This window comes from Streptomyces griseoviridis (genome assembly GCF_005222485.1).
In the GTDB taxonomy this organism is placed as follows: domain Bacteria; phylum Actinomycetota; class Actinomycetes; order Streptomycetales; family Streptomycetaceae; genus Streptomyces; species Streptomyces hintoniae.
The window spans coordinates 50,754-63,881 of record NZ_CP029078.1 but is presented as its reverse complement, the minus strand read 5'-3'; the positions used below and the strand labels follow the sequence as shown (position 1 = coordinate 63,881).

Annotated in this window: 11 protein-coding genes; 9 read left to right on the top strand and 2 right to left on the bottom strand. The window is 71.7% G+C overall.

Going from position 1 to position 13,128, the window contains the following annotated elements:
- Positions 1–138: 138 nt before the first annotated feature.
- The 4 genes from DDJ31_RS00260 (at position 139) to DDJ31_RS00245 (ending at position 2,696) form a co-directional block, all read left to right on the top strand.
- A complete protein-coding gene (locus DDJ31_RS00260; RefSeq protein WP_164785076.1) occupies positions 139–288 on the top strand; it encodes a hypothetical protein in 150 nt (49 codons plus the stop codon).
- Between the two features lie 218 nt (positions 289–506).
- Entirely contained in the window at positions 507–935 is a 429-nt protein-coding gene (locus tag DDJ31_RS00255; RefSeq protein WP_127182340.1) for a helix-turn-helix domain-containing protein, read from the top strand.
- Between the two features lie 62 nt (positions 936–997).
- Complete coding sequence (locus DDJ31_RS00250) at positions 998–1,480, top strand: ParH-like protein (protein WP_240678344.1); 483 nt, start codon at positions 998–1,000, stop codon at positions 1,478–1,480.
- Between the two features lie 22 nt (positions 1,481–1,502).
- Positions 1,503–2,696, top strand: coding sequence for an MAB_1171c family putative transporter (locus DDJ31_RS00245; RefSeq protein ID WP_127182341.1), 1,194 nt, complete (start codon positions 1,503–1,505; stop codon positions 2,694–2,696).
- 262 nt (positions 2,697–2,958) lie between these two features.
- On the opposite strand, the gene DDJ31_RS00240 is transcribed toward DDJ31_RS00245, so the two are convergent.
- Complete coding sequence (locus tag DDJ31_RS00240; RefSeq protein WP_240678345.1) at positions 2,959–3,606, bottom strand: TetR/AcrR family transcriptional regulator; 648 nt, start codon at positions 3,604–3,606, stop codon at positions 2,959–2,961.
- 893 nt (positions 3,607–4,499) lie between these two features.
- Here DDJ31_RS00240 and DDJ31_RS00235 point away from each other — a divergent pair.
- The gene (locus tag DDJ31_RS00235) at positions 4,500–5,927 is read left to right on the top strand and encodes a lipase family protein (RefSeq protein WP_127182342.1); all 1,428 of its coding nucleotides are present in this window, start codon (positions 4,500–4,502) and stop codon (positions 5,925–5,927) included.
- Between the two features lie 131 nt (positions 5,928–6,058).
- On the opposite strand, the gene DDJ31_RS00230 is transcribed toward DDJ31_RS00235, so the two are convergent.
- Complete coding sequence (locus DDJ31_RS00230) at positions 6,059–7,000, bottom strand: LysR substrate-binding domain-containing protein (protein WP_127182343.1); 942 nt, start codon at positions 6,998–7,000, stop codon at positions 6,059–6,061.
- Positions 7,001–7,137: 137 nt separating this feature from the next.
- Here DDJ31_RS00230 and DDJ31_RS00225 point away from each other — a divergent pair, with 137 nt between their 5' ends.
- The 4 genes from DDJ31_RS00225 (at position 7,138) to DDJ31_RS00210 (ending at position 12,981) form a co-directional block, all read left to right on the top strand.
- Positions 7,138–7,962 carry an enoyl-CoA hydratase/isomerase family protein gene (locus DDJ31_RS00225; protein WP_127182344.1) on the top strand — a complete coding sequence of 275 codons (825 nt, stop codon included), beginning with the start codon at positions 7,138–7,140 and terminating at the stop codon, positions 7,960–7,962.
- Between the two features lie 261 nt (positions 7,963–8,223).
- A complete protein-coding gene (locus tag DDJ31_RS00220; protein ID WP_127182345.1) occupies positions 8,224–9,864 on the top strand; it encodes an acyl-CoA synthetase in 1,641 nt (546 codons plus the stop codon).
- Positions 9,861–11,222 (top strand): MFS transporter, encoded by a 1,362-nt coding sequence (locus DDJ31_RS00215; protein ID WP_240678346.1) that lies wholly within the window; start codon positions 9,861–9,863, stop codon positions 11,220–11,222. Before DDJ31_RS00220 ends, DDJ31_RS00215 begins: the two co-directional genes overlap by 4 nt.
- A 520-nt stretch (positions 11,223–11,742) precedes the next feature.
- Entirely contained in the window at positions 11,743–12,981 is a 1,239-nt protein-coding gene (locus DDJ31_RS00210; protein ID WP_240677914.1) for an ATP-binding protein, read from the top strand.
- The last annotated feature ends 147 nt before the right edge of the window (positions 12,982–13,128 follow it).

Below are 13,128 nucleotides of genomic sequence, written 5' to 3'. Positions count from 1 at the left end.
GTCGTCACATCCGCCTCAGCTGTTGCGCACCACGATGACCGACACCGGATCACACGTCAACTGAAATGAATGGCATTGAAGATTTGATACATGTAGGCTCACGGCGCTCACTCAGCCATCCGCTCTCCGGAGGACGCCATGCACCCCGTACTGCAGCTCCAGACCATGAGTTCGGCCGACGAGTCCGCCGCCCTGCCGCCCACCATCACCACCAGTGACAGCTCCCTCAGCGTGATCTTCTGCGACTCCAACACCACCTGGGTGGCGCCGGAGGACCTGGGCGTCTGACCCGGTCCGGCCTCCCGCCAGGACCGGCTCCCCGGCAGGGTGCGGGGCCCGGCCCCGCACCCGCACAACCGGCCCGTGTCCTCCCGGGAACCGGCGCTCTCCCGCAGCCCCCGGGCACCGCCCGGGGGCTCATCGCCGCGCCCCCGCACGCCCTACAATGTGGCCGGGGCCGACGCGAGGTGAAGCGCCGGCCGACGAGACCGGACCGGAGGCGTGACGTGACGGAGCCCGAGGCCACGCCGCAGACGCTGGCCGGGAGGATCGACGCCCTCTTCCGGGTCGTCCGCCGCCCCAACCGCGACCAGTACAGCCACGAGGAAGTCGCCAAGGCGTGCCGCGAGGCGACGGGCGAGAGCTTCTCGGCGACCTACCTGTGGCAGTTGCGGACCGGTCGGCGCGACAACCCGACCAAACGCCACCTGGAGGCGCTGGCGCAGTTCTTCCAGGTCCCCGTCACCTACTTCTTCGACGACGCGCAGGGCGCCGCCATCGCCGAGGACCTCGAACTCCTCGGCGCGCTGCGGGACGCCGGGGTCCGGAGCATGGCGCTGCGCGCCGTGAACCTGTCCCCCCAAGCGGTCGGGACCATCAGCGAGATGATCGACGTGATAGCGCGCCGGGAGCGGGACGGGGGTTCCTCCGCGTGAGCGCCGACCGCGCCAGGTCCGGACGCGACCGGAGAAGGATGTGGCGCGACTGCCGCCGCCTCGTGGACCGCCAGCACCTGCCGGATCCCTTCGACGCCGCCGTCTTCGTCCGAGAGGTCGCGGCGCGACGCGGACGGCCGGTCGAGCTGATACCGGTCTACGCCCGGCCCGATCTGCCGTGCGGACTCCTGCTCACCACCGAGGCGTCCGACTACGTCCTGTTCGCGGCCGACACCACCCCGTTCCATCAGCAGCACATCCTGCTGCACGAGGCGGCCCACCTGCTCTGCGGCCACCAGGACGCCGCCACCCTGCGCTCGGCCGCGCAGAACCTGCTTCCCACCCTGAACCCCGCGCTCGTCCAACGCGTCCTCGGCCGCACCGTGTACAGCGAACCCGAGGAAGCCGAAGCCGAGTTAGTGGCATCGCTGATCCTGTCCCGCGTCAGTTCCCACCGACCGCGGGGCCCGCACAGCGTCGCCCAGCCCGATGTGGCGCCCCTGTTCGGCCTGCCGGACCGGCGGCCGAAGGGCACGGCACGGTGAACCGGACGCGGAGGACGCGCCCGTGATCGACATCGCCGTCCACGTCGCGGGATTCATCTTCCTCTGCTTCGCCGTCTTCCGGATCACCGTGGCCAGGACCGGCCGCATCCAGCGCTGCATGTGGGTCTTCGCCCTCTGCCTCGGCTTCTCGCTGCTGCTCAACGCGCCGAACACCCGCCCCGCGCCCAGCCTCTCCGCACTCCTCGTCGTCCTCACCCACGGCCTGAAACTGGCCGCGCTGACCTGCCTCGCCCTCATGGCGGCGATGCTGGACCGACCGCCCGCTGACCGCGCCGCCCGCGCCCGCCACCTGGGCGTGGGCCTCGTCGCGCAGCTGGCGTCCGCCCTCCTGTACGCGGCCTCCCATGTGATCGTCACCGACGACGCCGTCCTGGTACGCCCCGGACGCTCCTGGGCGTACGCGCTGTACGGCGCGATCTTCGCGGCGTACGGCTGCCTCTGCGTCGTCCCCCTGATCCGCGTCCTCGCCCGGCACGCCCGCCGTGCCGCGCCCGGTCCGATCAGAACCGGCCTGCGCCTGATGACGCTTGCCTGCTGCGCGGGCGTGCTGTGGACCTCGTGGGCGCTGGCGGACGCCCTCGAAGTCCTCCGGATCGGACGCGTGGGCCTGGGCGAGGACCTGATGTCCACGCTGCTGGGCGTCACGGTGGCGCTGCTGGGGGTGGGCGGCGCGTCCGCGACGTTCTGGCCAGGCGTCCTCGCCGTCCCGGCCCGCTGGTTTAGGGCCCGGCGCACGTTCCACGCCCTGGAACCCCTCTGGACGGCCCTGTACGCCGAGCTACCCGGCATCGCGCTCGAAGGCCCCCCTGCCCGGCGGCACGGCGGCCTTCCCTGGCGGGCCACCTTCGAGCTGTACCGCCGCGTCGTCGAGATCCGCGACGCGTACCTGGCGCTGCGTCCGTACGCGGAGCCGGAGACGGCCGAGCGGATCACGTCGTCCGCCCACCGCCAGGACGCCGCCGACGCCCGCCGCGCGGCGGCCCTCGAAGCCGCCGCCATCGCCGCCGCCCTGGAGAACCGTCGACTCGGCCGCCGTCCCGGCGCCCCGGCCACCGAGACCGCACACCCGAAGCCGCACGCCCCGCCCACCCTGGCCGACGAGGCCGACTGGCTCCGCCAAGTGGCCGACGCCTTCGCCCACTTACCCGAAACCGACCGCCTCGACCACCGCGTCGAACCGGCCGACGAGCACTGAGGCGCTTTGGCGGGCGCGGACACGAGGACGGGCCCGCCACGGCCCCCGACGCGACGGAGACACCTGCCTACAGGTTGACGGTCGACGACAGCGTTCGGTTTCGCCGGTTCAGTCCACTCAGGGACACGTCTTCCCACCGCCGGTCCGCATTGGAGCGGAGCGGCGAACCGCCGCACTGAGCGGACCGCCAGGGCAGCGCCCAGCCCGCGAGCGCCGCAGGGACCGTGACCGGGGGAGGAGCTCCCGCCCGGCGGCACAGGATTCAGTAGGGAAGTCCCTCGGAGGCCGCGCGCAGAGCGACCAGGAGGCAGGTGGCGATCTCACTGCCCGCCGCACCGGGCTCCTGGGCGTACCGGCGGGCGAAGTCCTCCGAGGCCGCTCGCAGCGCGCCGTTGATGGTGGCAGCGTGCACCTTGGTCCGCAGGTCGTCGGCACTGCCGCCGGAACGCTCGGCGAGGAGTTGGGCGAGGACGGGCAGGGCGTCGTCGTGGGCCTGGAGCCAGACGGCACGGAGTGCCGGGTCCGAGGTGGTCATGCGGATCAGGTCGAGGATGACGGGAGCCACTGCGGGCAGTTCCCCGGCCCTCAGCGATCGTGAGACGAAGTCCAGCAAGCCCATGTCGGCCGGCCAGTGGCGCAGTTGTGCGACGGCGAAGTCGAGCCCGGCGGAGAGCAGTGGCAGGACGCAGCTCTCCTTGCTGGGGAAGTGCCGCCACAGTGTGCGCGAGGAGATGCCGACGGCGCGGGCGATCTGTTCGCCCGTGGTGCCGGTGACGCCGTGCTCGGCGAACAGACGGACGGCCTCGGCGGCAATCTCGAAACGGAGCGCCTCCTTTCGCCGCTCGGCCAGCGACGGCCTTCCCGCCGCCTGAACTGCCCTCGCATGCACCGCGGTTGGTGCTTCGTGCACGTTCGCCCCTTCCGACCCCCGCCTGTCGTCGCAGCATAGCGAGCCGTTCGAAAACGGCGGGTGAAGACGTCTTGTCACTCACTGACACACAGACCTACGCTGCCGTAAGTGACCAGCGAGTAACGATGCTGTTTCCTCTGTCCTTGGCATGTGCAGGACATTGCCTACGACTGCGGGCACCTCGACCACCCGACACCCGCCCTGACCGCTGCACGGCCCACTGATCGGACGGCCCGCCACCCCCCACCGAAGGAGCAGCACATGCCCACTCCCAGCAGGCGCGCCCGCTCACCGGCGCTACCGGACTCGCACCCGCGAGCACCCACCCCCCACCTACGGCCTCGACGGCTCCCTCCCGGATGAGGCTGGTCCGGGAACCTTCGCTACGGAACCCTCCCCGCCTCCGCCCGCCCAGGCCGAGGCGACGGGCCGAGTGACGGTACAGACCCACCACAACGTCGCCTCCGCCGAACGGACCGCCGGCGGACGCTGGTAGGCGCGTGGAAGACGTACGCCGACCGGACCGACGACACCGGCCGGGTGGCCACGCCCCCACCCCCCCCGACTCCGTCCCACCGCACGGGCCCCTCGACGAAGACGCCGTCATCAACAGCGCCATCACCCAGGAGCCCGGCACCCTCACGGACACCAACGCTCTGGCCAAGAACCCCTGGCACCCGCTAGGCGGCGCCCCCACGCGAACCGTATGCGGCCCAGAAGGACCCGTCCGGGGCCGGGCGCGGCCTCTACGCCCTCCACCGCGCCCAGATCCCCTGCACCACCGGAGCCAACGCCCCCTCGACGACCATCGCCGCCGTGGCCGAACGGGCCATGGACCACAACCCCGCAGCCCACATCGACACCCTCACCTGACCGACGAACGAGGAACACACATGAGCCGCAAGAGAACCCCGTCCCGCTCAGCTCTCCCCGCACCCGCCGGAACTCCATCCCGCTCCGCCCTCCCCACACCCGCCGGAACCACCCCCCGCGGCAACCGGACCCGCCGACGCCTGCTGGCCGGCGTCATCGCCGGCACCGTCTGCGCCGGTCTGTCGGCAGTGCCCGCCTCCGCCGCGCCGGAACCCGTCGTCTCCCGCGGCGTCACCATCCCCGCCTTCTACACCCCGCCGACCGAACTTCCCTCGGCCAACGGGACGTTGATCCGCACCGAAGCGCTGCCTCTCGGGCTCTCCATCCCCGGTCTGGACGGTCGGCCCATGCCCGGCACCGCCACCCGCCTGATGTACAAGTCGACCGACTCGGCCGGCCAGCCCGTCGCTGTGACCGGCGCGTACATAGAACCCTCGGCCGCCTGGAAGGGGACAGGTGCGCGCCCCCTGGTCGCGGTGGCCTCGGGCACCATGGGCCAGGGCGACCAGTGCGCCCCGTCGTTCGCACTCCAGAACCCGCTCACCCTCAACGGCGAAACGGTGTCCGTGGGCTACGAAGCCCTGGCGATCTACCGGCTCCTGTCCACCGGGGCAGCAGTCGTCGTCACCGACTACGTCGGCCTCGGTACCACCGACCGGCTGCACACCTACGTCAACCGCCTCGACCAGGCACACGCCCTGCTCGACGCGGCCCGCGCCGCCCACGCCGTACCCGGAGCCTCCATCACCACAGCCTCCCGCACCGGCCTCTACGGATACAGCCAGGGCGGCGGAGCCAGCGCCGCCGCCGCCGAACTCCAGCCCACCTACGCACCCGACATCCCCCTCGCCGGCACCTACGCCGGCGCGCCCCCGGCCGACCTGACCTCCGTCATGAAGGGCATCGACGGCAGCGCGCTCGCGGGCGCCCTCGCCTGGTCCATCAACGGATTCGCCCAGGCTGATCCGGACCTGCGCGCGGTCGTCGACGCCAACATCAGCGCCGTCGGAAAGGCCGCCCTGGCCGACGCGTCCACCATGTGCGTCGGCGACGCGATCTTCGGCTACGGCTTCACCAAGAGCAGCAAGTGGACCACCAGCGGCAAGTCCATCGCAGACATCATCGCGGCCGACCCCCGGGCGAAAGCGGCCCTGGACAAGCAGCGCATCGGCAGGCTGAAGCCGACCGGCCCCGTACGCCTGGCCACCGGCGTCCAGGACGACATCGTCCCCCACTCCCAGGCCCGGCAGCTCGCCGTCGACTGGTGCGACAAGGGCGGCAACGTCACCTACGACGCCATCGTGCTGCCCAACCTCGGCGACAAGATCCTCACCAACCACCTCGTGCCACTCATCACCGACCAGGGCGACGCCATCTCCTGGCTCAGCGACCGCCTCGCGGGCAAGCCCGCCACCTCCAACTGCTGGTCGATGCCCCTCCAACCCTGACCCCACCGGACGAACTGCGTCCACCGGGGCTCGACTCCCGGTGGACGCATGATCCCCGGCGAAACGGTCCGGCCGCAGTGGATGCCGCCAGCGGAGGGCGCGGCCGTTCGCGGTGTGGCGATGCGCCACCTTCATCCCGGCCGGTCCGTGGCAGGTTCAGTCCGGCGACCCCCGGCCGGGAGATGACCCGTCTCCGTGAGCCCTTCGTCGACGGCCTCGGCGAAGGCGGCGATGGTCGCGTTGTGCCGGGCGGGCACCCAGACCACCGACGTCAGCCACGCCAGATCCGTGCCGTCGAGCGGACGCCAGGTCAGCCCGTCGGTGAGCGGCGCGGTCGGCGCCTCGTTGAGATGGACACCGCGGCCGGCGAGCACCAGCCCGTGCACGAAGTGCGGATTGCGCGCGTGCCGGATGGCGCCGGGCAGAAAACCGCTGTCCCGGCAGGTCAGCAGGATGTGGTCGTACAACTGCGGAGCCATCGCCCTGGGGAAGATGACCAGCGACGCGCCGCTCAGCTCCCGCAGCCGCACCGGACCGCCGTCCCGGGCACAAGGGTGATCCGTGCGGAGCACCACGCCGAGGTCCCGACGGGCCTTCGGCCCGGACTCGAGGCCGACCAAGTCGCAGGGATGACGCACGACCCCGGCGTCCAGCTCGCCTTCCCGCAGCCGCAGCAACTGCTCGTCCGTGGTCAGCTCGTGCAGATCGACCAGGACATCGGGAACGCGCCGGGAGAACAACTCGTTCAGCGTGCGCAGCACCGGCGGATGAGTGTCAGGCGGCACTCCGACCCGCAGGACACCCGCCTCCCCTGGCCGCAGCCTGCGCATCGCCTCCCGCGCCGTCTCCACTCCGGCCAGCACCGGACGCGTGTGCTCCAGCAGCAGCGCGCCCGCCTCGGTGAGCTGGATGCGCGGGCGGGCCCGGTCGAAGAGGCGCACCCCCAGTTCACGCTCCAGGTCCCGGATGCGCTGGGACAGCGGCGGCTGCGCCATGTGCAGACGTTCCGCTGCCCTTCCGAAGTGCAGTTCTTCGGCCAGTACGGCGAAATAGCGCAGGTGACGGAGCTCCATGGGGGCACCATATCGCTGCGATATCGCGGGCAGTCCTCATTGGTGTTGGCCAGGTCACACCCCTCGCTGTTTGCATGACTGCCCGCCGAGACGCAACGCGTCACGGCGGCACACCGCACCGAGGAAGGAACACCGCCATGTCCCGGCCCAGCACTGACACCGCCACGAGTACCGTCACCGTCACCCGGCACCCCGTCTCCGTCGACGGCACCGCTGAGGAAGCCCTCCACCTCGCCGAGGTGACCCTCGACCGGCCCGACAAGCTCAACGCCTGGACCGCCGCGATGCGCGCCGAACTGGTCGGCGCCCTGACCGAGGCCGGCGCCGACGACCGCTGCCGAGGCGTCGTGCTCACCGGCGCCGGCCGGGCGTTCTGCGCCGGCCAGGACCTCGCGGAGACCGCCGCCATCGACCCCGACGACCACGCCGCCGCCGAGGCGTGGATCGACGACTTCGGACTGCTGTTCCGGACCGTGCGCGGCCTGGACAAGCCGGTCATCGCCGCGGTCAACGGCGTCGCCGCCGGCTCCGGATTCCAGTTCGCCCTGCTCGCCGACCTGCGCATCGGCCACGCGGGAGTGCGCATGGGCCAGCCCGAGGTCCTCTCCGGCATCCCCAGCATCACCGGCATCTGGGCCATGCGCGGCATCCTCGGCCGCGCGAAGACCACCGAGTTCGCCCTCACCGGCAGGCTGGTCCACGGCGAGGAGGCGCTCCGCCTCGGACTGCTGAACCGTCTCGTCGACGCCGACCGGGTCAAGGAAGAGGCCCTTCTCGAGGCCACGCGCCTGGCCCAGCTGCCGCCCGGCGCCGTCGCGCTGACCAAGGGCCGGCTGCGCGAACTGGACGACGCGGGCCTCGACGAGGCGATCGAAGCGGCCAAGAAGGTACACGTCGCCGCGTACGCCACCGGGGAGCCGCAGCGGGAGATGGCCCGCTTCCTGGCCGGCCGCCGACGCTGACAGCGCCAGCCACCCGTCCGCCCCGAGCCGACGACGCCGTCACCGCACCACCGTCCCGCCCACCCTGCGCCGCGCTGATCGCACCGCCGTCCCGCGGGCCCTGCGCCGCGCCGATCGCGCCGCCGACCGACCGGGCGCCCCGGCCTGCCGGACAGCGCGACCCACGATCCCCGGCCCTGCCGCTGACCGCGGTCAGCCACCCGGCACACCCGCCGCGCGCGACGGCAGCACCCCCGACCCACTCCCAGGAGGCCCCGACCCATGTCCACAGGCGTCACCCCCACCGCCCCGCTCCACGACGGCGAGGCCGCCTACCGGCGACTCGTCGAAACACACCAGTGGTCCGTCCCCGAGCGGTACAACATGGCCGCCGACGTCGCAGACCACCACCCCGGTGACCGACTCGCCCTGATCTTCGAGGACCACACCGGGCACCGTCAGGAGGTCAACTGGCAGCAGGTCCAGGACCGTTCCCGACAGATCGCCGCCCATCTGCACGCCGCCGGGGTGCGCAAGGGCGACCGGGTGGCCGTACTGCTCCCGCAGCGCCCGGACACCCCGGCCACCTACCTCGGCGTCCTGCGCACCGGGGCGATCCTCGTGACGATGTCCCTGCTGTGGGCGGACGAACCCATCCGCTACCGACTCGCCGACTCCGGCGCCGACGTACTGGTCACCGAACCCGGGGCCCTGCACCGCGCCGCCGACTTCACCGGCACCGTCATCGACGTCGACGACCCGCAGATCGCCGCCCGGCCCCCGCACTTCACCACCGCGGACACCGCCGCCGACGACCCCGCGCTCATCTTCTACACCTCCGGCACGACCGGCCCCGCCAAGGGCATCGTCCACGCCCACCGCACCCTCCTCGGGCACAACGAGTTCCGCCACTGCCACGACCTGCGCCCCGGCGACGTGTTCTACGGGGCAGGCGACTGGGCCTGGTCGATGGCCAAGCTGATGGGCCCGCTGCGAGCCGGCGCCGCCCACCTCGTGTACCGCCCGGCCGCCGGGTTCGACCCGGACGGACTGCTGGCCGCCATGGCCCGCAACAACGTCACCACCGCCCTGGTCAACCCCACCTTCCTGCGGAAGATGCGCCAGGACGTCCCGGACGCCGGCACCCGTCACCCGCAGAACCTGCGCGTGGTCTGCTGCTCCAACGAACCGCTGACCGCCGACCTCATCGACTGGTTCTGCGACCAGTTCGGCGTCACCCTCCTCGACTACTACGGCTCCACCGAGTCCTACCCCCTGCTCGGCAATTTCCCCGGCGTCCCCGTCAAGCCCGGCTCCATGGGCCGCCCGCTGCCCGGCTGGGACGTCAGACTGCTCGACGACGACGGCCACGAGGTCCCGGCGGGCGAACCCGGCGAGATCTGCCTGCGCGCCCGCTCCAACCCCCAGTTCCCCCTCGGCTACTGGCAGCGCCCCGAGCCGACCGCCGAAGCCTTCGGCGGCACCTGGTACCACACCAAGGACCAGGCGATACGCGACGACGACGGCTACTTCTGGTTCCTGGGCCGCACCGACGACGTGATCAAAACCTCCGGGTACCGTGTCGGTCCCTACGAAGTGGAGGCAACCCTGCGCGAACATCCCGCCGTGGCCGACGCCGGGGTGGTCGGCGTCCCCGATCCGCTGCGCGGCCAGGCCGTCAAGGCATACATCGAACTCACGCCCGGCCACCGGCCCTCCGACGAACTGGCCCGCGAGATAGCGGAACACGCCCGCGGAACACACTCCCGCTTCGCCTACCCGCGGATCGTCGAGTTCGTCGACCAACTGCCCCGCTCCGCCACCGGCAAGATCCAACGGGCCGCCCTGCGCACCCGTGACCTGGAGACAACCACTCCCGCCCCCACCGGAGGAACACCGACCCGGAAGGACGGACCGAGGTGACCGGACACAGCACCGACAGCACACCCACAGCGGAGAAGATCCCGAGAACCACGGAGACCACCTCCGCCCCGTCCCCGGCGGTCCGCCGCAAGGTGACCCTCGCCACCGCGATCGGCAACTTCGTCGAGTGGTTCGACTCGGGCGCCTACGCCATCATGTCGGCCACCATCGCCGGAATCTTCTTTCCCCAGTACGACAAGACCGCCGCCCTCCTGGCGACCTGGGCGGTCTTCGCGGGCGGATTCATCGCCCGCCCGGCCGGCGCCGTCTTCTTCGGCCGCTACGGCGACCGCATCGGCCGCAACCGCATGCTCGCCCTCAGCGTGCTCTGCATGAGCGGCTCCACCCTGCTCATCGGCCTCCTGCCCAGCTACACCACGATCGGCGTCGCCGCGCCCGTCCTGCTGTTCCTGCTCCGCGCCGTCCAGGGATTCTCCACAGGCGGCGAGTACACCGGCGCCTCGGCGTTCATCATGGAGTACGCCCCCGAAGGCCGCCGCGCCCGCTACGCCAGCGTCGTCGCCCTCACCGTCGGCCTCGCCTCGGTGACCGGCTCCCTCACCGGGCTGCTCATCACGTGGTCGGTGGACGACGCGTCACTGCGCAGCTGGGGCTGGCGCATCCCGTTCCTGCTGGCCGGACCGCTCGGCCTGATCGGCCTCTACCTGCGCAACCGGATCGAGGACACCCCCGTCTTCCGGGCCATGGAACGGCGCGAGGCCGTGCTCCACGCCCCCATCCGGGAAGCCTGGCGGGTCTGCCGACGCCAGGTCCTGACCCTCTTCGGGTACAGCATCACCAACGCCGTCGGCTACTACCTGATGAGCAGTTACCTCATCGCGTACATGTCGGAGGAGGTCGGGTACAGCAAGACAGAGGCCATGCTCACCGGGTTCGTGTCGATGCTCGCCTACAGCGCCGCATGCCCGCTCATGGCGGCGGCCAGCGATCGCTGGGGCCGGAAACCCATGCTGCTCACCGCCTGCACGGGGTTCGCGGTCTGCACCCTGCCCGCCTTCTGGCTGATCGGCACATCCCTCGCCGGAGCGTTGGTGGGTGCCACTGTCCTGGCGGTGTTCGTTTCGGTTATCGGGACGTCGAATGTGCCTGCCATGGTCGAGATGTTTCCGGCGCAGCTTCGCGCGAGTGGTTCGGCGCTGGGCTATACGGCCGCCTACGTCCTGTTCGGTGGCACCGCCCCGTTCGTGGCCACCGGGCTCGTCACCGTCGCCGGCACTCCACTGGCCCCTGGCTTCTACCTGATGGCCCTGGCGGTCGTCTCGGCCCTGGTGGTGCTCGCCTCCTTCCGGGAGACGAAGCAACTGTCACTGACCCGAACCACCGTGATCGACGACTGACCTGGCGCCCACCGCGCATCACGCCTCCGGAGCCTTCGGACTCCGACGGTTTGCCGCCATGGATGCCGACCAGGCCCACCCCCAGCTCTGCCGCCTTGAGCCCGCTGCCGCGCCCAGGGCGGCAGAGCTCTGGGCGTCTGCAACGAGGGGGAGGCTCTCTCCGATGCCTCCGAAGGCCAACTCTGAGCCGATCAGTAGGCCGAGCTGGATTCCGTAGGCGGCGTGCGATGTGCCGGTTTGGTGTCAGTGGGTGGGGGTCAGTGACGGCACATCAGAGCTGGGTGTTTTCGCTGGTCGGGCGTTGAGGAAGGGCGTGGTCACTGTCGTGGGGCGGTTTCTGTAGCGGTGCGGCTGTCATAGGCCGGTACACCCCACTCCGCTCCACTGTCTTGAGAACGGCACTTCTGATCTTTCCGAGGGCTGCGCGGCGGCACGGTGGTCCGTGTCGGGTTTTGCGCGGGCGAAAGGGGGCGGGGTGGGGCAGCCGGGCGCGTGGGGTGGGGTCACGGCGGGGTTGAGGGTGTCCAGACCGGTGCTGGTTGCGCGGCTGCTGGAGCTCGAGGCGGCCGGGGCGTTGACCACGGCCCATGTGCGTGCGGGCGCCCAGGTCGGCGGGGTGAATGTGCGCACGGTGTGGCGCTGGCTGGATGCGGCGCGGACGGAGGGCCGTGTCGAGCACAGGCCGCGGGCCCGGCTGGAGTTGTCCGACCAGATGTGGGAGGCACTGGCTCAGGCGGGCGGGAACGTTGCGGCGCTGCACCGGCACCTGAAGGCAGCCGGGGGCGAGGTGCCCTCCCTGGCGTCGTTGCACCGGGCGGTGCGCCGGGACCTTCAGGCCGGCAGGATCCTGCCGGACCGCGCGGTGGCGCGGCGGGAGCGGGAAGAACAGCAAACGCGGCAGGCACTCGCTGACCTCGCTCTGGCCGGGCCGCGTGAGGCAGGCGCGGCGAAAGTGGCTGCGCTCCGGCTGCCGCGTCTCGTACCAGAGGCGACCGGGAGCTTGCAGGTGGGGGAGAACGGTGCGCTGGCAGGTGTGGCGTTGCCGGCGGGAGCGCAGCTGGTGCGGACGTCGTTGGTGCGGGCGGTGGCCGAGGCGGTCGGGCAGGCGATGGCGACCCAGGGCGCGGTGTGTGTCTTCGGCAATCCGGGCCGGGGCAAGACCGCCGCCGTGCGGATGGCGCTCAGCGAAGTGCCCCCGGGCTGGAAGGTGACGTGGGTGCCGGTACCGGTGCGCCCGTCGGTGGCCGGCATGAGGCGGGCGGTATTCGACGCGCTGGCGCTGGCGGGCCGCTTCCCACACACATCTGCGCTGGCCGACGCCGCGGTCGCGGGGGCTCTGGGTGAGGCGCGGGTGCTGGTGGTCGATGAGGCACAGCGCCTGCCCGTGCCGTGCCTGGAGTACCTGCAGAGCCTGTGGGACCACCCCGGCACCCGGATCACGCTGGTGCTGTGCGGGGCGGGCAGCGAGCGGGCGCTGTCCCGGCTGCCGCAGCTGGCATCGCGGGTGGTCGCGTGGCAGGAGGTTCCACGCTTGACCGGAGCGGAAGTGGCGACCGTGGTGACCGGCTTCCATCCGCTGTGGCGCACCGTACCGGCCCCGGACCTGACGTGGATCGACCGGTCGTGCGCGCACGGCACGTTCCGCACGTGGGCCGCTTTGACTGCGCACCTGCAGAACGCGCTGCTCGCCACCGCTGACGCGTCCATCGACCGGGCCTTGCTGAGGCGGCTGTTCCAGCGGGTCGCGCCGCCACTGTGAACGAAAGCGCTCCTGCAAGGGACGGGAGGCGATCGCATGCTCCCGGCCACCGGCAAGCACACGACGTCCCACCCGCCTGAGGGGAGCTGACATGAAGGACGGCGACGCCATCCGCCCAGACGGCGGACTGCCTGCGGCGTCCAGGAC

What these genes read in the sequence shown, in the direction of transcription:
- DDJ31_RS00260 (WP_164785076.1), top strand. Translation starts at nt 139, where the DNA reads ATGCACCCCGTACTGCAGCTCCAGACCATGAGTTCGGCCGACGAGTCC.
- DDJ31_RS00235 (WP_127182342.1), top strand. Translation starts at nt 4,500, where the DNA reads ATGAGCCGCAAGAGAACCCCGTCCCGCTCAGCTCTCCCCGCACCCGCC.
- DDJ31_RS00230 (WP_127182343.1), bottom strand. Translation starts at nt 7,000, where the DNA reads ATGGAGCTCCGTCACCTGCGCTATTTCGCCGTACTGGCCGAAGAACTG.
- DDJ31_RS00225 (WP_127182344.1), top strand. Translation starts at nt 7,138, where the DNA reads ATGTCCCGGCCCAGCACTGACACCGCCACGAGTACCGTCACCGTCACC.
- DDJ31_RS00220 (WP_127182345.1), top strand. Translation starts at nt 8,224, where the DNA reads ATGTCCACAGGCGTCACCCCCACCGCCCCGCTCCACGACGGCGAGGCC.